General features: G+C 47.0%; 20 protein-coding genes and 1 rRNA gene. 10 read left to right on the top strand and 11 right to left on the bottom strand.

The window, feature by feature from the left end; translation table 11 throughout:
• Window positions 1–76: 76 nt before the first annotated feature.
• The 9 genes from mutM to radC form a co-directional block, all read right to left on the bottom strand.
• Entirely contained in the window at window positions 77–886 is an 810-nt protein-coding gene (gene mutM / locus J3369_RS00105; RefSeq protein ID WP_349582283.1) for a bifunctional DNA-formamidopyrimidine glycosylase/DNA-(apurinic or apyrimidinic site) lyase, read from the bottom strand.
• A 13-nt stretch (window positions 887–899) separates the two neighbouring features.
• Complete coding sequence (locus J3369_RS00100; protein WP_349582280.1) at window positions 900–1358, bottom strand: hypothetical protein; 459 nt, start codon at window positions 1356–1358, stop codon at window positions 900–902.
• A gap of 318 nt (window positions 1359–1676) precedes the next feature.
• Complete coding sequence (gene rpmG / locus J3369_RS00095) at window positions 1677–1832, bottom strand: 50S ribosomal protein L33 (protein ID WP_012516577.1); 156 nt, start codon at window positions 1830–1832, stop codon at window positions 1677–1679.
• A gap of 11 nt (window positions 1833–1843) precedes the next feature.
• Window positions 1844–2080, bottom strand: a complete 237-nt coding sequence (rpmB, locus tag J3369_RS00090) for a 50S ribosomal protein L28 (RefSeq protein ID WP_119499464.1) — start codon at window positions 2078–2080, stop codon at window positions 1844–1846.
• 300 nt (window positions 2081–2380) lie between these two features.
• Window positions 2381–4486 (bottom strand): YjbH domain-containing protein, encoded by a 2106-nt coding sequence (locus J3369_RS00085; protein ID WP_349582275.1) that lies wholly within the window; start codon window positions 4484–4486, stop codon window positions 2381–2383.
• Window positions 4483–5214: a capsule biosynthesis GfcC family protein gene (locus J3369_RS00080; RefSeq protein WP_349582272.1), complete on the bottom strand. Its 732-nt coding sequence runs from the start codon at window positions 5212–5214 to the stop codon at window positions 4483–4485. The genes J3369_RS00085 and J3369_RS00080 overlap by 4 nt, the downstream gene beginning before the upstream one ends.
• Window positions 5211–5894, bottom strand: a complete 684-nt coding sequence (locus J3369_RS00075; protein WP_349582270.1) for a YjbF family lipoprotein — start codon at window positions 5892–5894, stop codon at window positions 5211–5213. Before J3369_RS00075 ends, J3369_RS00080 begins: the two co-directional genes overlap by 4 nt.
• Before the next feature lie 104 nt (window positions 5895–5998).
• Entirely contained in the window at window positions 5999–6358 is a 360-nt protein-coding gene (locus J3369_RS00070) for a hypothetical protein (RefSeq protein ID WP_303573151.1), read from the bottom strand.
• A gap of 169 nt (window positions 6359–6527) precedes the next feature.
• Window positions 6528–7205, bottom strand: coding sequence for a RadC family protein (gene radC, locus J3369_RS00065; protein WP_349582267.1), 678 nt, complete (start codon window positions 7203–7205; stop codon window positions 6528–6530).
• A gap of 143 nt (window positions 7206–7348) precedes the next feature.
• Between radC and coaBC the strand changes: the two genes are divergently transcribed.
• The gene (coaBC, locus tag J3369_RS00060; protein ID WP_349582265.1) at window positions 7349–8554 is read left to right on the top strand and encodes a bifunctional phosphopantothenoylcysteine decarboxylase/phosphopantothenate--cysteine ligase CoaBC; all 1206 of its coding nucleotides are present in this window, start codon (window positions 7349–7351) and stop codon (window positions 8552–8554) included.
• A gap of 106 nt (window positions 8555–8660) precedes the next feature.
• Window positions 8661–9248, top strand: a complete 588-nt coding sequence (gene slmA, locus J3369_RS00055) for a nucleoid occlusion factor SlmA (protein WP_119499458.1) — start codon at window positions 8661–8663, stop codon at window positions 9246–9248.
• A 69-nt stretch (window positions 9249–9317) separates the two neighbouring features.
• Here slmA and J3369_RS00050 read toward each other — a convergent pair whose 3' ends face one another.
• Window positions 9318–10958, bottom strand: a complete 1641-nt coding sequence (locus tag J3369_RS00050; protein ID WP_349582263.1) for a M28 family metallopeptidase — start codon at window positions 10956–10958, stop codon at window positions 9318–9320.
• 134 nt (window positions 10959–11092) lie between these two features.
• Here J3369_RS00050 and J3369_RS00045 point away from each other — a divergent pair, with 134 nt between their 5' ends.
• From J3369_RS00045 to J3369_RS00010, 8 genes are all read left to right on the top strand, one after another.
• A complete protein-coding gene (locus J3369_RS00045) occupies window positions 11093–11662 on the top strand; it encodes a TetR/AcrR family transcriptional regulator (RefSeq protein WP_119499457.1) in 570 nt (189 codons plus the stop codon).
• Between the two features lie 52 nt (window positions 11663–11714).
• On the top strand, window positions 11715–12041 hold the full coding sequence (locus J3369_RS00040) for a DUF1820 family protein (protein ID WP_303573149.1): 327 nt from the start codon (window positions 11715–11717) through the stop codon (window positions 12039–12041).
• A 28-nt stretch (window positions 12042–12069) separates the two neighbouring features.
• On the top strand, window positions 12070–12567 hold the full coding sequence (locus tag J3369_RS00035; RefSeq protein WP_349582261.1) for a hypothetical protein: 498 nt from the start codon (window positions 12070–12072) through the stop codon (window positions 12565–12567).
• A gap of 101 nt (window positions 12568–12668) precedes the next feature.
• A complete protein-coding gene (locus tag J3369_RS00030; RefSeq protein ID WP_349582259.1) occupies window positions 12669–13355 on the top strand; it encodes a hypothetical protein in 687 nt (228 codons plus the stop codon).
• Window positions 13348–14748, top strand: coding sequence for a Y-family DNA polymerase (locus J3369_RS00025; RefSeq protein WP_349582257.1), 1401 nt, complete (start codon window positions 13348–13350; stop codon window positions 14746–14748). The genes J3369_RS00030 and J3369_RS00025 overlap by 8 nt, the downstream gene beginning before the upstream one ends.
• The gene (locus J3369_RS00020; protein WP_349582256.1) at window positions 14749–17823 is read left to right on the top strand and encodes an error-prone DNA polymerase; all 3075 of its coding nucleotides are present in this window, start codon (window positions 14749–14751) and stop codon (window positions 17821–17823) included.
• A 178-nt stretch (window positions 17824–18001) separates the two neighbouring features.
• The gene (locus J3369_RS00015) at window positions 18002–18541 is read left to right on the top strand and encodes an acyloxyacyl hydrolase (RefSeq protein ID WP_349582254.1); all 540 of its coding nucleotides are present in this window, start codon (window positions 18002–18004) and stop codon (window positions 18539–18541) included.
• Between the two features lie 113 nt (window positions 18542–18654).
• On the top strand, window positions 18655–19470 hold the full coding sequence (locus J3369_RS00010; RefSeq protein WP_349582252.1) for a transporter substrate-binding domain-containing protein: 816 nt from the start codon (window positions 18655–18657) through the stop codon (window positions 19468–19470).
• A 94-nt stretch (window positions 19471–19564) separates the two neighbouring features.
• On the opposite strand, the gene rrf is transcribed toward J3369_RS00010, so the two are convergent.
• Window positions 19565–19680: ribosomal RNA gene (gene rrf, locus J3369_RS00005) — 5S ribosomal RNA — on the bottom strand.
• Window positions 19681–19683 lie beyond the last annotated feature (3 nt).

The raw sequence follows: 19683 nt of genomic DNA, 5'->3' as shown, positions 1-19683 counted from the left end.
GTGATGAACCGTCTGCCACAGGGATGCGGCAGTCAGGACCCGCTGGATAGGTTTACGCCGTGTTTCTCAATGAAAGCTATTTCTGGCAGTCAGGACAGTAAAAGGTATTGCGCTGTCCAATCACCACGCTTTTGATTTCACTGCCACACACTTCACACTCCTTTCCGGCACGGCCATAGACTCTTAAATGCTGGGCGAAATAGCCGGGGTTACCGTCGCTCTGAGCAAAATCTTTCAGTGTAGTACCGCCCTGTTCAATGGCTTTTGCCAGCACTTCTTTAATGGCGTCTGTCAGCACAGCATAACGTTTTGCGCTGACACGACCAGCTGCACGGCGCGGGTCGATACCAGACATAAACAGCGCTTCATTGGCATAAATATTCCCGACTCCCACCACCACGTCATTATCCATGATGAAAGTTTTCACCGGGCTCTTTTTCCCTTTTGCCAGTTCCACCAGCCGTTGCGCATCAAAATCGTCTGTAAGCGGCTCAGGCCCCAGTTTCAGAAGCAGTTTATGCATCTCACCTGTTGGCTGCCATAAACAGGCTCCGAAGCGCCTGGGATCGTTAAAACGTAAGCATTTACCGCTCTCAAGCACAATATCGATATGATCATGTTTAACCGGCGGATGCGTGGCGTCAATCACACGTAATTTACCGGACATACCCAGATGCAGCACAATCTCTCCGTTACCGGTATCTATCAGTAAATATTTCGCCCGCCTGCGGATGTTACGGATCTCACAGCCCTCAGCCTTAAAAATATCATCCGGAACAGGCCAGCGAAGCCGCTTATCACGCACAATGATTTTGCTGATTGTCTGATTCATCAGCCAGGGCGAAATGCCGAGGCGGCTTACCTCAACTTCAGGTAATTCAGGCATAGAACATTACTTCCTATTGATCCCAGGGTAGTAAACCGGTGAGTGTAGCATCACTCAGGCGGTACCAGGCATTCTCTGTTTTCACCAGCGTTTTATCTTGTTGGGGATAAAAGGCAAACACCAGGCCGTCAGACTGGCCGGCCAGCCACACCACTGCTACCAGAGGCTCAGTTTGCGGCTCCGCCGACATTTCTTCAGGCTGCAACGTTGCTGAACGCCAGGCGCTGATTTGCTGCGCGGGAGTAGTGACAATCTCCGGGTCCGGAGAAACCTGCCGCCAACCTTGTCCGTTTCTGACCAGTTGGCTCTGCCCCTGCTCTATTTTTAATACATAAGCGTCTTGCGGGATCAACGGCACCACGGCGGGCGCTTTTGCCGATGGCAGAAATGTATCCAGATTGAACAAGGCAATCATAAGCAACATAGAAAATATCACTACGTTGTTCATACCGCGCTGTGAAAGAAAAGCCATATTTTCTCAGTTTTGAAGTTACTTTTATTAGGATAATGGTCAATACCGGAGTCTACGCAAATTCAGAAACGAAAATAGCGTAAAACCGGAGTCAGTGGGCGTTCAGAAACCGTCTGCCGCAGGGATGCGGCAGCCGAGGCCCCATGGATGGGTTTACGCCGTGTTTCTGAACGCCCAGTGACACAGGTAGCTATTTTCGTTTCTGAAGCCCGTCGAGAGTCCGGTGTATTGGCCTTTCCGCTAAGATTAACGCACTGGAGGCTAAACGCAAAAAACCCGGCAAGAGCCGGGTTTTCGTGGAGACAAAAGCAAGTTTTATTACTTGATTTTTGCCTCTTTGAACATAACGTGCTTACGCACAACGGGATCGTATTTTTTGATCTCCATTTTGCCAGGCATGTTACGCTTGTTTTTGTCAGTGGTGTAGAAGAAACCTGTACCTGCTGAAGAAACTAATTTAATTTTATCACGCATTGTCGGCTTCCTTAGATTTTCTCACCACGGGCACGAAGATCAGTCAGAACTGAATCGATACCCTTTTTATCGATGATACGCATGCCTTTAGCAGACAGACGCAGTTTAACAAAACGGTTTTCGCTCTCAACCCAAAAACGGTGAGTTTGAAGATTTGGCAAAAAGCGACGACGAGTCGCATTGCGCGCGTGCGAACGGTTATTACCAACCGCTGGACGCTTACCAGTAACTTGGCATACTCTTGACATTGTATTTGTCTCCAGAACTACAAAACTGTCGCGCCAATCGATCCCACCTAATAAGTATTCCGGGTCAGTTGACGATATTACGATAAATTAGAGGGCGCATTTTATACAGCAAACAGACGCAGATTTCAATAAAAAAGGCTAAAAACCTTCTTTTCATCGCGACATTTTTTACGCTAACTCATTTTTTAGCCGCGCGCAGACCATGAAAATTCATCCGTCACGCACAATCGGGGGCGCATAATACCACCTAAAATCGATCCTGTAACGATCTGATCGCAGATCTTTTACTCAATGATCAGATCAATCCAGGAATGACGATCGCGCATTCGTGAAATCAATCAGTCTCGCCGGCCGTCTTAACATTTGTCCGCCATCACGTGAAATCGGGATCCAGGGGAACGTACCACGCCCTTTCGCCGGCTTCAGCGTAAATAAATCCAGCGGCACGGAAATATAGAAACCTTTGGTAAAGCTTCCTTCTCCGTACTCTTCTGACGATACATCGGTAAATGCAGCATACGCTCCCACCACAATACCGCTGTCGAAGCGCTTGGCGAAATCAATATTCACCCCTTTGTCCTTAGCAAGGAACTGTCCGGCGCTCACCGTCAGCATGGTGTCATCCAGAAACTCAGGTTCCCAGTAAGCACTGATATGGCCGGTGAAGGCTGTATAGTCCAGGAAACTGAACTGATCATCATAATCACGCTGCTTAACGTAATTTACGTCCACACCAAACGCCAGAGAACTGTCTACAGGACGCCAGAGTACTTCACCACCAGCACCTCCGTACATGGTTTCCAGGTAACCACCGTAAGCCTGGGCGAAGAAATCATTGCCAAGACTGTCATTCCACTGCATGAAGGCGGTATCAACCCACAAGTCATTTTCCACATATTCACGCACGTAGGTACGTACACGGGGAAGGGTTGAGGTATCCTGGTCAACAGTAAAGCTGAACTTGTCGAAATTGTCGAAGAGTGTGGCGCGGATACTGGAAATTGCGGTCCAGTTCTGGTTTATCGCATAGCCGCCACTCAGGATCAGGCCGCCCTGATAAAGATAAAAATCTTCCGGGTTACCGAATGTCTGCGTATAGAAGAAGTCGACAGAATGGAACAATCCGCTGGTTTTTTCCGGATCGTACTTATCGAGTACATTGTCTTCCGGCGCCTGTCGTGTGTATGTCTGCTTAATATCTGCTTCGATATTTTCGTATTTAGCAGCCACTTTAAATGCATCCGCATCAATGACAGTATCCACCAGCGGTAAACGACCTGCATTTTCGACGATATGATAAGACTTCACCGACTCAGGCAACTCAGACGCAGCAATACGCCCAATCCGCTCAGCCGCCTCATTTTTGTCACGGTATGCAATCTGATTACCGTAGAAAATGGCTTTATCTTCTTCGATAGAGGCATCAGAAAGAATAAAGCCGCCATCAAATGCCAGGTCACGGTATAAGCGGCGCTTATTAACGGAATCCACACCTGCAGCAGGTTTTGACTGCACGATATCTCTGGGCGGCTTATCTATTTTCACCTGTTTAGCGGTATTCATATTGAAGTGATAAGTCACACCAAATCCGAATGTATTTCCGCGCTGATAGTTTGCAGAAAAGTCGAATCCTTTCCAACGGTACACAGCACCGATGTTAAAACGGGTATCCTGCTCCAGTGCACCCGCCCGGTCATTGGTATAATTGTTTCCTTCGTATTCCAGCTTGAGGCGCAGAGGCTCCCAGGGAGTCTGATACTCAATACCACCAAATACAGCCATAGGGCCTTTGAAGAATTGCTGATAGTCAACTTTACCGCCCCGGCCGGAGTATCCGGCTGGCCGGTCGCAGTAACTGTCTTTCAGCTTACAGAAAGGATTAGTAATATCGTCGGCGGTGCCCATATAACCCCAGCCAAGGCCAAGGTGAAAGTCGAACGGCCCCCAGGCTTTTGATGCTGTGACATATTCGCTTTCGAAAAAACCGGTGCCACCAAAGTCACGGAAACCCAGCGACACTTCAGGGAAATAAAACCCTTCTTTCAATAATCTGAATTTTACATCCAGACCTTTGTCTTTCAACGTTTGATCGCCACTGAAACTTGGTACATCGCTGTAAAGCCGGGTACGTACGTCGGTATAACGGGCAGTGGCCTGCATCCAGTCGTACAACTGTAAATTCACCGACCAGAACCGGTATTCCTGATTGTCGGTGTAATTAATAAATAAGTCACCTTCCTCACCCATCCGCGAAGTCGGTGTCTGAATCAGCCCGGTTCCGCCCTGCACCATCTGTGAAGGCTGAACCTGAAGCGTTACGCTGTCGTTACTCATCGCAGCACTACTAAAACAGGCAGCAGCAACAGCTACCGCACAACGTGTGTGCGTTCCTTTAAATTTCATCATGGCAGCACCCTGTGAACAGCAAGACTGGCCACTTTTTCATTTAAATCATCAACGTCAGGCGATAACAACCAGGTAAACAGCGGCACATAAATTTGACTGCCGGGCATGACTTGAGAATAAGATTTCCCCCAGTACGCGATATTCTGTTTAGTGATTTCTCCGCGGGAGGAAATGACATACACATAATCAGAGTCGGCATAGCCTCTCAGGTTCACCCCTTCAGCGTAATCTGCCGGCGTACTCTGATTGCGGTATTCGTATGACCCCGGCGTTTTCACCATGCCACTGAGCCACACGGTATCCGGTCTGCCGGTAAGGTAAATGGCGTAATTCCCTTCCTGCAGCATAGGATTTTGCTTCACGTCAAGCCGGGCCGCGTTCCGGTTCAACTTTACAGGCAGGCGTTTTGCCAGCGTCCAGTTTTCTACCTGCCTTTTAAGAGCGTTCAGTGCAATCGCTTTATCGTCGTTCACACTTAAATCTACAGCTACCGCATCAATGGACTGCAACACGTCTTTGCGCATGGCTTCAACGTCTGCAGTGTCCTCGCTGTAAATAGCACAGGCGGGCCAGTACCAGTCGCCATTTTTTGCGGTTGTCTGCAAAATAAGAGACAGCCTGACCGGATTCAGATAACGGTACTGCTGACCATTTACTTTTACATTCACCGATGCCGGCGTAGATGCACTGAATAATGAGATAATGATTAGCGCCAACAATGCTTTCATGGCTTCACCTCCTGATCATCAATCAGTCGCCGGGCACGGCTCAGATATGTCATGGTAATTAACTCTCCGGCCGGCGATAACAGTTGTTCAGATTTCAGCATTTCACCACTTTTATCATCAAACCAGTAACGGTTTACCCACTGTTTCCCCGTTTCATAAAACGGGCTGGCGCCGTTAAAATTGACTGTTTGTTCAATCAGATATACGGAAAATTCATGATCCATAATCGTTAACTGGCTTGCCTCACTGCGCTGCCAGACAGTTTGTACATCCAGTCCGTAGCCATAATTTTCAACGTCCACCAGATAATCCCATGACAACGCTGCGCCGGTTGGATCAAACAGTGGATTAGCCAAAAGATCTGAGTGATAAATTAAATCGTTTGCGAGTCCGTGGGTTTCGGTAATCACGCCCTTTTGCATGGATAGTAAGGCATGATCAGCGGATACCCAGGTTTGTGTTTCACCTTCGATATAGGCCAGCGCCATGATGATCTGCACACGATCACCATGTTTAACGGCCATTAAATCCGCTTTGCTTTGTCTCAGAGTTTCAGAGGAAACGGTGTTGTCAGATTGCGTGAAGGCCAGTTTGAGCGTGTCGTAATAAGCTTTATTCGTGCTGGAACAACCGCTGACCAGTGCTAAGGCGAACAGAGAAGAAAGAATCCTGCGGAACATATTCTTAAACATCTTATTAGTAAAGCGATGAAAAAACGGCGGGGTACACCAGAAATAAAAAAGCCGCTCCGGTTAAGGGGCGGCTTTCAAAATACATTCAGAACTTACTGAGGTGCGTAAGTATAAGTTACTGTGATAGGAGTAGTAACTGTAATAGTTTGCGTACCAGATACAGTAACAGTGTCAGTTACTGTAGTCGTTGAGCCAACACATACACCGTCAACCAGCTCGTCACCATCGTTACAAGTTGGATCTGGATCTACAACGCCATCATCCAGGTCAGCTGAACCACGGTTGTTGCTCACGATTGCGCCTAATACGCCCAGGCCGATAACACCAGTAGCGATAGAACCGGCAGTCATGCTCCCTTCTGCACCGTTAGAGCTGTTACCAGAGTTGTCTTGTGCAACAGCACCAAAAGCCATGGTTGCACCGATGACTAATGAAATTAATGACTGTTTCATAATTGTCCTTTATTAAAAATCCACCGACGCACTATCCTAAAGCATTTGTCACTAAGTGACTACTCTCCAGGCATAATTTGGTCGTAAAAAATATACGTTTCACATGCTCGTCGCATGGATCGCCGACGATCTGTCAGGATCGTAGACTTCAGTATAGCAAGGTTCAAAATTACATCAATCCTTTCTGTGCTAAAGAAAACACAGAATTATCTCCTACGATAAAATGATCTAACACACTGACATCAATAAGATTGAGCGCATGTTTTACATCCCGCGTAAGAAGAATATCGGCATCACTGGGATCTGATACGCCGGAAGGATGGTTATGGACCAGAATGACCGCAGCGGCGTTGTCATCTATGACCTGCTTTACAATCTCACGGGGATACACGGCTGCTGCATTCAATGTGCCGGTGAAAAGTGTTCTGAAGGCAATAAGATGGTGCTGGCTGTTAAGGCACATAATGGCAAAATGCTCTTTATACTCATGACGCAAAGATGCCAGCAGGAAGGCTTCTACATCACTGACATGATTAAATACCGATCTCGATTTCAACGGGGTTTCCAGGACTCTGCGGGATATTTCCGATACTGCGGCAATTTGAGCATAACGCATATCGCCTACTCCTTTGATATCACATAAACGGGCTTTTTTTGCACACACTACTTCCCGCAGAGAACCGAACTCGACCAGTAGATTCCGCGCGATACACAACGCCCCTGCACCACCCATACCGCAGCCAAATAACACTGCCAGCACTTCAGCATCAGAAAGGGCTGCCACGCCTTTTTCAAACAACTTTTCCCTTGGCCTTTCAGCCAGCGGCCATGTTTTTAACCCGGTCATATCTGTTCCTTTATCATACGGAACAACAGCCTACGCTTTAACAAACAAGCTCACTACTGGCTGCAATGCCAGATCGCTCTGTCTACCGGTAACAGAAAACATCTGGTAGGCTTACAGCAATCTTATTGTCTGAAAAATGCACTATGCACTTATTCAATAAAAAAATTCTTCTGGGTGTTACCGGCGGTATTGCTGCCTATAAAACACCGGATCTGGTAAGAAAACTGAAAGCGCAGGGCGCTGACGTGAGAGTGGTACTGACACGTGGTGCAACAGAATTTGTCAGTTCATTATCGTTACAGGCGGTTTCCGGCCATCAGGTTCACAGCGAGTTGCTGGACGAGCAGGCTGAAGCCGGAATGGGTCATATCGAACTGGCGAAATGGGCCGATGTTTTATTGATTGCACCGGCCACGGCGCACTGCATGGCTAAACTGGCGCATGGCCTGGCGGATGACCTGCTTTCAACATTGTACCTTGCAACCACGGCTCAGGTTTTCATTGCTCCTGCCATGAATCAGCAAATGTGGCAGGCACGGGCAACGCAGGATAACCTGCAAAAATTGCAACTTCGTGCCATCCGTTTCATCGGGCCGGCAGCAGGCGAACAGGCATGTGGCGATGTGGGACCGGGCAGAATGGAAGAACCGGAACTTATCGTATCTGCATTAGCCAGTGCCCTGACCGGTAATAAGCTGGAAGGTAAAAAAGTTGTCATTACTGCGGGACCAACCAGAGAGCCCATTGACCCGGTCAGATACTTATCAAATCACAGCAGTGGCAAAATGGGATACGCCGTAGCACAGGCTGCGGCTGAGCAGGGCGCAGAGGTTGTGCTGGTGTCCGGCCCGGTTTCCCTGACAGTACCACCCGGGGTAAAACGCATCAGTGTGCAAACTGCTGATGATATGCTCGAAGCAGTCATGAGTGAGATTAACTCAGCGCAAATCTTCATTGCAGCGGCAGCCGTTGCCGATTATCGTATTAACCATCAGGCAGAAAATAAGATCAAAAAATCTGATGATAAGTTAACACTTACTTTTGTTAAAAACCCTGATATTCTTAAGACTGTAGCTGCATTACCCTCTCCGCCATTTACGGTAGGGTTTGCTGCTGAAAGCCAGAATGTGGAAGCTTATGCGCGGGGCAAACTAGAAAATAAAAACCTCGACATGATTGCTGCGAATGACATCACCCTGGAAGGGCTTGGCTTTAACAGTGACGAAAATGCGCTGCATGTCATCTGGAAAGAGGATGACGTACAGTTGCCTCCGTCGAATAAAACAGAGTTAGCCAAATCGCTAATCGCGCTGGTTGCAAAACAATATAATAATAAACAATCAAATTAATGGTCTGCCGGTCGATAAACCGACATAAGATAATCAAAAACACAGACCACTTTAAAATGGAACCGGGATTGAGAACTGATCCTGAAGCAGAGGAAACACTCGCCTTATGCCTGCTGTAAAGAAAACAAATCGCCGGGCGCAGATACTTCAAGCACTGGCTGGCATGCTGGAAACACACCAGGGCCAACGCATCACGACCGCGAAACTCGCTGAAAAAGTAGGTGTATCAGAAGCCGCGCTTTATCGTCATTTTCCGAGTAAAGCACGGATGTTCGAAGGACTGATCGAATTTATTGAAGAAACGTTATTCTCCCGTATCAATAAAATTCTGAACGAGGAAAAGGACTCAGCAGCACGGTGCCAGCTCATTTTGCACTTGTTACTGGGCTTTGCAGAGAAGAATCCCGGCATAACCCGCATCCTAAATGGCGATGCCCTGATGGGTGAACAGGACCGGTTGCGTGCACGGATTGCCAAGTTATTCGAAAGGCTGGAAACCCAACTGAAGCAAATTTTGCGTGAGCGCAAGTTACGGGAAGGTAAAACGCTGGCTGCAGACGAAGGTGTAGTAGCCAATATGATGATTTGTTATGTCGACGGCCGGATAAACCAGTTCATCCGCAGTGGTTTTACCCGCAAGCCTACTGAGCAGTTCAACGAACAATGGCAGATGTTCAGACAGGTCTTTATCTGATTTGTCTGTACCGGAAATACAAAGAGCGCGATACTGCGCTCTTTTTCGTTAAGCTTACAAACTCTGAAACTACTGCTTACTGAATGTATTGCCGAAGAAGTCTCCGTCATTCCACTCCGGACGTTTAGGCTGAGTAGCCAGTGTCAGTCCGATTTCAGCGTTCACACGGGTGAAAGTTTTTGCAGCTTCCCAGTTAAATGGCTGGTTAATATCGTCACTGGGCTTGTGATAATGGGTTGCCAGAAACTCACCGAATTTTTTACTGCCATCTATATCAGGATCTTTAGATGTCAGACCGGGTACCATAAACACCGAAGGCACACCCTGCTTTACAAAAGCATAGTGATCAGAGCGGGTAAACAATGCCTGCTCTGGCCAGGGGTCCGGGCTCAGAGTAATGCCGGCATTGCCTGCCGCCTCTTCTACTGACGCTTTCATATCGCTGTGACTGGCACCAAATGCAATGACATCAGCAAAGGGATAGGTCAGGATTGGCATATCCAGATTCACGTCAGCCACCATGGATGTTACCGGTACAGTTGGATTACGGGCGAAATAATCAGCGCCCAGCAGCCCTTTTTCTTCGCCGGTTACGGAAACAAACAAAATTGACCGGGCTGGTTTTTCAGGTAAGTCACTGAACAGCCTTGCCGTTTCGAGCATCACGGCAGTACCTGAGGCATTGTCCATGGCACCGTTATTGATGTTGTCTTTCTTAACTGTTTTGGCAAAGCCGATATGATCGGAGTGGGCAGAAAAAACCACATACTCATTTTTAAGGGTTGGATCGCTGCCTTCAATCATACCCACCACATTCGGGCTGGAAATTTGAGAATGCAGACTCTTTTTACTCAGAGAAATCGTCCCCGGAATCACAAAACCAGCCGGCGATTTGTCTTCTTCCAGCTCCGCATAAATATCATTCAAAGAAACAGGGGCATTGGCAAATAATTGCTGTGCAGCCGGCTCGGCAAGATAAGCACTGCTTTTCAGCTGTGCGAACGTGTTCGCCGGTACGCCGTTTTCATCCAGCCATGCCATACGGGGAGTATGAATGTAGCTGAGCATATTCTGATACGGCCGTACTTTTTCAGCCACTGGCGTAGAAACCGTTATCATACCAATGGCACCATGCTGTGCAGCATAAAACTGTTTCTGATAACCCGACGCGAAGTGCGCCCCTTCTTCACTGGGGAAAGAGGCCGGCTTACCGGAGAGTACCACTACTATTTTGCCTTCCACATCCAGACCGGCGTAGTCATCGTGATTCAGTTCATCAGCAATAATGCCATAACCGGCGAAGACCATCTCACCGCTCAGAGCAGAGTCGGTGGTCATTAAATCTGGACCGGTCAAATAATCTTTAGGGTAAGCAAAAGACAAAGTCCCGCCTTCCGTCTGATAAGTAAATTCGGGAGATTCCTGCACCAGACTGGCCTTACGGAAAGGTACTGGTTGCATAAAACCATCCGTACCGGCCGGTTTAAGACCATATTTGGCAAATTCGGTGGCAATATATAACGCAGCAATATCGTGCCCGCGGGAACCGGTATCACGGCCTTCCAGCAAATCATCAGCAAGGAAGAACAGGTGAGATTTGATTCTGTTCGTGTCAGGATTGAAATGGCTGCTAACGGCATCATCCTGCGCCGCAACACCCGTAATAGCAGACGCAGCGAACAGCCCGCTCAGGATTAATTTTCTTATCATAATCATCTTCAAAATTGCATAAACCACGGGCATGTTAACCCGGAAGATGATTTAAGCAAGGCGATTAACCCTATCCCTTGATACTTCCATGGTTTACGCTACGCTCAATAGAAGTACACACTAATGCGACCGCTATGCCAAGAAGCGCACAATACGATATAGACGAGATACTCGGACAAGCTGTGGACATATTCCTTGAATATAGTTTCCACGGCGCCATCATGGATGAAATTATCGCCCGCACCTCTTTTAACCGGCGCGGTTTTTATCTGGAATTTGGTTCTAAACAACAGTTCCTGTACAAAGTTTTAGAGCATTATCAGAAAACTCAGCTGATGCCCGTAGTCAGTGAACTGGAAAACCACCACGGCATCACCGCCATCAATACTTTCTTTTTGCGATATATCCCCCTGGTCTACGGCAGAGGCTGTTTATTGATTAACTGTGTTTGCGAACTGGGGAAACAGGATCCCACAATCAGAGAAATGGGAAGACACTACCTGGACCGTCTGCAACTCGATTTCATCGGTTGTCTGGAAAAAGCCAAATTGTCAGGGGAAATAAAACCGGACATCAATATTGAGTCTGCAGCCCTTCAGCTTACCAGTTATGTTCAGGGCTTTGCCGTAAACGGCATCCTTGCTGAAAACCGTGAAGAGATGGTCATTGCCACAGAAGCTCTGCTAACCCCATTGCAGGTTTAACAGAAAACCGTAAAATCATGCTCCCGAATGTGCATCTTAGGTTTTCAATTTCATGAGTAGTAACGACCCTTTGTACCGCATCCAGTTTGTCAGTAACGGCGAACGCTATGAGTTATATGTGAGGGAATTAAGTCAGGACAGTATGTTCGGCTTTGTAGAAATTGGTGATTTTGTCTGGGATACTCATACCAGTCTCGTGGTTGATCCAAGCCATGAGAAACTGAAAACAGAGTTTTCAGATGTCGAAAGGACGTATGTACCTATGCACAATGTGTTACGCATTGATGCTGTAAAAAAACAGGGCACGGCAAAAATCACGCAACTTTCTGAAAAAGTAACCGCGTTCCCAAGCCCGATTTACACGCCGAAGAAAGACTGAATTTCCTTAACTGACCGGAGTTGTTGCTTTGCTGGCTTTTAGCATTATTGCAGTATTAGTTTTAATCCTGATATTTTTTGTGCTTAAAGTGCAAAGCTTACAGAAATTAGTCAATTCAAATAAGCATCTGGCAAAGCAAAATGCCAGTAAAGCCAATAGTGCTTTTGTCACTTTGAGTACTACGGCCAAATCTCTGCAGCAAATCTTTATCGAACGGGTTGAATCCGCCAGTAGCAAAGGCCTTATCAGTGGTAAAAAGTATGATGTTTTAATCTTGATTGTGTCCTCATCTGCAAAGATTATTTTTGATAATTGTGAGAAGGGACATTCAATTGAAGAAGGGCTCAATATCGCTTTGCGTGATACCGAACTTTCTATGGAAGACATCAAAAGCTTTATGCAGGAACAACCTAATGATGTACGTATCAGTTGGGTTAAAAATACCGCCGATGGCTTTATTAAAGCCTGTGATCTTATGACATCAGGGTTACTGGCTCCCCGCGCCTCTTCTTCCGCGTCTGAATAACATTGCTTTAGAAAACAATCACTCTGTTGAAAGATAAACAGGTGTCTTGATCACTGTTTTTTTCTGCCTATAATACTGTATAGATATACAGGTAAATTATTATGGCAAATTCGCTTTCTCTGGTTGAAATGCACCCCGGAGTCTGGCGTGGCAGTCAGGCTCAGATGAAACAAAGCCGCCTGCTTGCGACGGGATTCACTCATTTTGATTCAGCATTGTCTGGAGGCTTCCCTGCATCCGGGGTAATCCGAATCGTGTGTCTGCCGGGTTGCGGTGAATTGTCATTTCTCAAATCTGTATTCAATTCATTACAAGCTGAAACGCTGGCGGTGTTTATTAATGCGCCCGGTATGCTTACCGCCCCCTGGCTGAACCGGACCGGCTTAAATCCTTCTGACTGCAAACTTGTCACAGCACCGGATGATTTGTGTGGCTGGGCAACGGAAGAAGCCATCAAATCTGATGCCTGCTCACTGGTATGCTGCTGGACAAAATCTATCCTCCCCGGACAGGCCCGGCGGCTTCAGGTGGCGGCTGCTCAGCATGAATGTATGGTGGTACTTTTCGAACATCCTGAGAATATACAACACCCGCTTCCCATCGCCTTAGATTTACTTTTTATGCCGGCAACTGAAGGTTTTGAAGTGAATATCAATAAGCAATTGAAAGGCTGGCCAGTCCGGGGAGTAAAAGAGCGCTTTAAATACACGCCGGATAACAGTGCTATTGCATCAGCAATGTCCCGTTTTAACCGTCTGCCGGAGCAGGATGGTGCCCGTCATGGCTGATCAGCGCTGGCTGTATGTATACTGTTACCGGCTGACGCTGGATAACGCACTGCATGCAGGAGCCACTGACAACAGTTTACCTGTTGCGGTTTACCACCAGAAACGCAATGCCCTTATTCAGTTAAACCGGACTGCCCGTGCAGCAGGCATTGAGCAGGAAATGGGACTGGCTCAGGCCGCGGCCTTATGTGAAAACCTGGAGCTCATCGATTACGATGAATCCATGGAATTGTCATTACTGAAAAATCTGGCCTCTCAACTTTATGAGTGTGTCGCAGAGATCTCAGTAAGCCCGCCGGATGGACTGGCAATACGTATCGATAATCTGGTGCGCTATTACGGCAGCTACGAACAAATATGGGAGGCCGTAAAAGCAGTGATCCTCTCACGCAACATACGGTGTCATTATGCTTCAGCATGGAGCCCGGACGCGGCCCGCGTACTTGCAAGGCAAAAAACAAATATTCTGCTGCTGGAGAATGCATCAATTCGCCGGGCCCTTAATGATCTTCCCGTTTCTTCATTACTGCTCAGTCAGAAAGAGAGTCATGCGTTATACAGAGCTGGCATAAAACACCTGGGAGCCTTGTTTGAATTACCTGCCACTGAAATTGGTAAGCGCTTTAACAGCGATTTACTCAAATATCTGTTCTCACTGAAAGGAGACAGTTATCGTGCAGGACCGTTTTATCATCCGCCTGCGACCTTCGAACAAACGGTTATTCTGCCTTTTGAAGTAACCGGTACAGATAAACTGAATGCGTACCTCGGTAAAATTTTGAAGGATTTAGGCATTTTTCTGCGACTCCGGAATGCCGGCACGCAGTGGCTCATTCTAACCCTCTGTTACAGAGAAACAGACCCTGTGACGCTGGATATCAGAAAATCAGATCTTCGCTTCAGCTTTGATGAATGGGCGAACCTGATTGCCCTTAAACTGGAAACGACAGAACTGGCTGAGCCGGTTATTCAATTCACGTTATGTGCCGGTGAAATTAATGAATATGCCGGTACTGAAGCCGACTTTTTTAATGCCAGGAAGCATTTCTTCGCCCGCCAGCAATTACTGAGTAAACTCACCGCCCGGTTGGGTAATCAAGCAGTTTCTGGCGCCGCCTGGCCGGAGGACCACCGGTTTACGATGGCAAAAGCGCCCCGCTCTCACGCTTTCAGTGAACAGGCTGCACAACATATTCCTGCCTTTATTTTATCTCAGCCACAACGCCTGACAGGAACGCCTAAAATTGAGTTCGGCCCGGTGAGAATAGAAAGCGGTTGGTGGGACAATGCACCGGAACAAAGAGATTACTTCATCGCGCTGAATCAACACGGTCAGCGCATGCAGATATTCAGGGAACAGGGTGGATGGTACATCAGCGGCTGGTATGCCTGAATGCAATATGCAGAACTCGTTACTCAAAGTAACTTCAGTTTTCTTTATGGTGCGTCTTCACCGGAAGAACTGGTAACCACAGCAGCATTCCTGAGCTATCAGGCTATTGCTATCACTGATGAATGTTCTGTGGCTGGTATTGTGCGGGCGCACAGCGAGATATCGCGCCATCACTTACCGGTAAAACTGATCTGCGGAAGCCTGTTTAATTTCGGCGAATCATTGCAATTTGTGCTGCTCTGCCCGGATAAAAAAGCATGGAGCGAACTGTGCCGTATCATCACCAATGCCAGACGACGCAGTCCCAAAGGAGATTATGCGCTGGCAGAGTGGGACATCAAATCTGTCCGGCACTGTATTATCATCTGGCTTCCTCACCATAGTGATGAAGAAAATGTCCGCTGGGGAGAATGGTTCAAACGCTATCATCCTGAAAGAACATACATCGGCGCTGTCCGTCACCTTGATGGCAGAGATCATCTTCGTTTCGCTCAGTATGAGGCACTTCATGATAGTTTTTCATTGCCGGTAACAGCGTGTACCCACGCCCTTTTTCATCACAGCGAGCGGCTTGCATTACAACATGTCATGCATGCTATGAAGGAAAATACCACGGTAGACAAACTGGGCCTTCATGCTGTCTCTAATGCAGAAAGAGCACTCCGTCCGCTAAGTAAATTACAAAAACTGTATCCGGCAGCCTGGCTTGCAACCGCATCCAGAATTGCATCGCAATGTGTATTCAGTCCGGACGAACTCAAATATCAATATCCTGCGGAACTGGTTCCGGCTGGTTATACCGCAACAAGCTGGCTGAGAAAATGCGTCGAAGAAGGCATTACAAGGCGATTTCCGGAAGGGATATCTGACGCTGTGCGGGCCATTATAGAAAAAGAGCTGACACTGATTGAGGAACAGCAATACGAATATTTCTTTCTGACCATTTACGATATTGTTCAGTTTGCTGCCGCTAACGATATTTTATATCAGGGTCGGGGCTCTGCTGCGAACTCGGTTGTGTGCTATTGCCTTGAAATCACCGCTGTCGATCCCAGACAGATAAATGTTTTATTTGAGCGCTTCATTTCTAAAGAAAGAAATGAGCCGCCGGATATTGATGTGGATTTTGAACACAGCCGGCGGGAAGAAGTCATTCAGTATATTTACAGCAAATACGGCCGTGAACGCACAGCGCTGGCAGCGACAGTAATCAGCTTCAGGTTTAAAAGCGCATTTCGCGAAACAGGTAAGGCGCTGGGTTTTCCCGAATCCCAACTGGATTATGTGATTAAAAATATAAACCGGCGCGACAGAGCCGTGCCCTGGCAAACTCAAATTGAATCCTGCGGTTTAAATCCGCTAAACCCTAAGGTGAGTCAGTTAATCAGCTTAACTGAACAAATTACGGGTTTCCCGAGACACCTGTCTCAGCATGTGGGAGGGTTTGTCATTTCGGCCGGTCCGTTATATGAACTGGTACCTGTTGAAAATGCTGCGATGGCAGACCGCACTGTCATTCAATGGGACAAAGATGATCTAGAAACCTTAGGTTTACTGAAAGTTGATGTACTTGCTTTAGGCATGTTAACCGCCATCCGGAAGACCTTCGCCCTGCTAAACCGTCAGTTTCCGGTGCCGGTATCGATACCGTTTATCACCGCGCTGGGCGATGATCAGCAAGTCTACGATATGATTTGTAAAGCCGATACAGTGGGCACATTCCAGATTGAGTCCCGTGCACAAATGACTATGCTGCCGAGGCTCAGGCCACGTTGTTACTATGATTTAGTCGTACAGATAGCTATCGTCAGGCCGGGGCCGATACAGGGCGATATGGTGCATCCTTACTTACTGCGTCGTCATGGCAAAGAAGTCGTATCTTATCCGTCAGAGGAAGTCAGACAGGTACTATCCAGAACCATGGGTGTGCCTATTTTTCAGGAACAGGTTATTCAGCTGGCGATGGTCGCCGCCGGCTTTTCGGGCGGGGAAGCCGATCAGCTTCGCCGCGCTATGGCGAGCTGGAAAAAAGATGGCCGCATTTACGAATTTCGTGACAGGCTGATTAAAGGCATGACGGAACGGAGCTACGAACCGGCTTTTGCGGAACAGCTTTTTGAACAAATAAAAGGTTTCGGGGGTTACGGGTTTCCCGAATCGCATTCAGCCTCTTTCGCTGTACTGGCCTACGTATCCTGCTGGTTGAAATGCTATTTTCCGGCAGAGTTTTATGTTGCCCTGCTCAACAGTTTGCCTATGGGCTTTTATTCGGCTTCACAACTGGTTCAGGATGCCAGACATCATGAGATCACTGTGTTACCGGCCTGTGTAAATGCGTCGGACTTTGATCACAAGATAGAGCTGAAGGCAGGGATTAAGCAAATCCGGCTCGGACTACGACTGGTGAAAGGATTATCAGAAAATGGCGCTGTACTGCTTGAATCTAAGAGACCTGAAGAAGGTTACCGGAGTTTAACTGAACTTAAGATGTCCGGTTTGACGGAATCTGATTTGTCCTCTCTGGCCAGTGCGGATGCTTTTTTCAGCATATCCGGTAATCGTTACCGTGCAAGATGGCAAATGATGGATAAGCACAGCACACTGCCTTTATTCACTGATCAGCATGAGCAACTGCCCTTCGATTTTGCGCCAGATGACAAAGATGCATTGCTGGAAGATTATGCGTCAACAACATTATCGTTAAAGCAGCATCCGGTAGAGCTTATTCTTCGCAGCAATTCTGTCAAACAACTGACACTGGCGCGGGAGTTAATTAACAGACCCAATAAATCTGTTGTACACGTACTGGGTTGCGTTACATGCAGACAAGCCCCCGGCACGGCATCCGGCGCGACTTTTTTTACCCTTGAAGATCATACCGGCAATATGAATGTGGTTGTCTGGCAAGCTACCGCCAGACATCAGCATCAGGCATATCTCAAATCACAGATCCTGCAAGTTGATGGCATTCTTGAACGTTCACCCGAAGGGGTTATTCACATTATTGCAGGAAAGCTGACTGACAGAAGTGGCTGGCTTGATACATTGAATTCAGGAGCAAGGAACTTCCACTAAACCTTTTATGCTGTTTTCTACTATGAAAGATTTACTTAGCTTTACACCAACTTACAAACATTCTTGAATGTTTGTTACGAAACCTCCATTTATCTCCCTGTAAATTAGTGCATTTTTTATTGGTGAGCATTTTGCAAACGTGTTTACACAAACATGTTGCATTACTCAGGAGGAACACATGTTTTCACTTTTCAGATACAGTTTATTTGCCGCGTTCTTATCCGGCATCACATTCTCTTCAATGGCAGGCCAGTCTGTAGCGATCGATTATCTTCATGGCTTTGATGACATTAAAGGTGTCAGAGTTGCTTATCGTCCCGTTACCACATCTTTGTATACCGACTGGTTTGGAGACATCAAGCTATATTGGGAGGCAAGCTTTAATGTTTGGGAATACGGTCGTTATAATGATCACGACACTAATCTGGCACTGGCGCTTTCTCCGGTTCTGGTAAAACAAATTTCCACGGTATACGACAAGTATCCGTTATATCTTGAAGCAGGTATCGGGGCAAGTCTGGTTAATGACCGTCATTTTGCCGGTAAGAACATTGGCTCACATTATCAGTTTGAAGATCGTCTCGGACTACTCCTTAGTTTAGATGAACACGAAGTCAATCAACTCGCTCTGAGGTACATGCACTATTCAAATGGCGGCCTGAACAGCGATAATCCCGGTCTGGACTTCCTGAACGTGTCTTATTCATACCATTTTTAGTTATATAGATCTTGTTGCCGGTTTGTAAACCGGCACTTGCAATTGTGCATTGATTCCATAAAATATGGTCAATTTTCAAGCACTCTTAATCAGAGTAAGCACCGGCATGAACAGTGTTATTTAAAAATAATAAACAGCCGCTAAAGCGCCTCTCATCACTTGCTTTGCTTTTGTCATGCTTTATTAACCCAAGCCAGCCTGCAAAGGCAGAAACCTACATTGTAGGGCTGCAAAACTTTGATTATTACCCTCATTATAATTTCACATCAGATCAGGACAGGGGCTTCATCTGGGCTGTTCTCGAGCTTTATGCCAGTGAGTCCGGTCATACATTCATTTATCAGACAATGCCTGTTCCACGCCTGCAGATAGAGTTGGCTAAAGGCACGGTTGATTTAATATATCCGGACAACCCAATCTTTCATCCGGGTATCACTGAATCAACAGAAAAACACTACTCTGTGGATGTGGTGAAAACCTTAAGCGGTGCAATTATTAAGCACACCAATGTGAACATGGAAATCAATGAAGTTTCAAAAGTGAGTTTACCATTTGGCTTTACACCTCTCGACTGGAAGGGTAAAGAGAAAAATGGTGACATTGATTTTGTAGAGACTGAGGACAGCCTGTCGGCGCTGCAATTGGTTGAGCAGGGTAAAACCGATGTGGCAGAAGTCGATTACTTCGTTACCAGCTATCTGTCTGAAGCAAATCCCACGATTGGCGAATTCACTTTGTCACCGGTTCTGCCTCACAATATCGTTGGTTTTAAGCTTGCGAGCATAAAGCAACATGGTCTTATCAAACAGATTAATGACTTTCTGACCGGCAACGAATCACGTATTGATGAATTAAAATTGAAGTATGGTATTCATGATCCCGAAAACCTGATCAAAGATATCCAGTCAGCTTATGTCAGAAGTGAGTGAGCATTAAGAATTGAAGAGTCTTGTATGACGTAAGCAGATACATTCGGAAACGAAAAAAGCCCGCTCAGATGAGCGGGCTTCTTCGTAATTGGGAGCCTGACGGTGTGCTACTCTCACATGGGGAGACCCCACACTACCATCGCCGCTAACGCGTTTCACTTCTGAGTTCGGAATGGATTCAGGTGGTACCACGTCGCTATTGCCGTCAGGCAT

This window comes from Alteromonas sp. NFXS44, from assembly GCF_040148705.1.
GTDB lineage: Bacteria > Pseudomonadota > Gammaproteobacteria > Enterobacterales > Alteromonadaceae > Alteromonas.
This window is presented reverse-complemented; position numbering and strand designations above follow the sequence as displayed.

Coding starts and splice junctions, on each gene's coding strand:
- coaBC (WP_349582265.1), top strand. CDS start 7,349: ATGCACTTATTCAATAAAAAAATTCTTCTGGGTGTTACCGGCGGTATT.
- J3369_RS00070 (WP_303573151.1), bottom strand. CDS start 6,358: ATGAAACAGTCATTAATTTCATTAGTCATCGGTGCAACCATGGCTTTT.
- mutM (WP_349582283.1), bottom strand. CDS start 886: ATGCCTGAATTACCTGAAGTTGAGGTAAGCCGCCTCGGCATTTCGCCC.
- J3369_RS00015 (WP_349582254.1), top strand. CDS start 18,002: ATGTTTTCACTTTTCAGATACAGTTTATTTGCCGCGTTCTTATCCGGC.
- J3369_RS00030 (WP_349582259.1), top strand. CDS start 12,669: ATGGCAAATTCGCTTTCTCTGGTTGAAATGCACCCCGGAGTCTGGCGT.
- J3369_RS00050 (WP_349582263.1), bottom strand. CDS start 10,958: ATGATAAGAAAATTAATCCTGAGCGGGCTGTTCGCTGCGTCTGCTATT.
- J3369_RS00080 (WP_349582272.1), bottom strand. CDS start 5,214: ATGAAAGCATTGTTGGCGCTAATCATTATCTCATTATTCAGTGCATCT.
- rpmG (WP_012516577.1), bottom strand. CDS start 1,832: ATGCGTGATAAAATTAAATTAGTTTCTTCAGCAGGTACAGGTTTCTTC.
- J3369_RS00020 (WP_349582256.1), top strand. CDS start 14,749: ATGCAATATGCAGAACTCGTTACTCAAAGTAACTTCAGTTTTCTTTAT.
- J3369_RS00045 (WP_119499457.1), top strand. CDS start 11,093: ATGCCAAGAAGCGCACAATACGATATAGACGAGATACTCGGACAAGCT.
- slmA (WP_119499458.1), top strand. CDS start 8,661: ATGCCTGCTGTAAAGAAAACAAATCGCCGGGCGCAGATACTTCAAGCA.
- J3369_RS00085 (WP_349582275.1), bottom strand. CDS start 4,486: ATGATGAAATTTAAAGGAACGCACACACGTTGTGCGGTAGCTGTTGCT.
- radC (WP_349582267.1), bottom strand. CDS start 7,205: ATGACCGGGTTAAAAACATGGCCGCTGGCTGAAAGGCCAAGGGAAAAG.
- rpmB (WP_119499464.1), bottom strand. CDS start 2,080: ATGTCAAGAGTATGCCAAGTTACTGGTAAGCGTCCAGCGGTTGGTAAT.
- J3369_RS00075 (WP_349582270.1), bottom strand. CDS start 5,894: ATGTTCCGCAGGATTCTTTCTTCTCTGTTCGCCTTAGCACTGGTCAGC.
- J3369_RS00025 (WP_349582257.1), top strand. CDS start 13,348: ATGGCTGATCAGCGCTGGCTGTATGTATACTGTTACCGGCTGACGCTG.
- J3369_RS00100 (WP_349582280.1), bottom strand. CDS start 1,358: ATGGCTTTTCTTTCACAGCGCGGTATGAACAACGTAGTGATATTTTCT.
- J3369_RS00040 (WP_303573149.1), top strand. CDS start 11,715: ATGAGTAGTAACGACCCTTTGTACCGCATCCAGTTTGTCAGTAACGGC.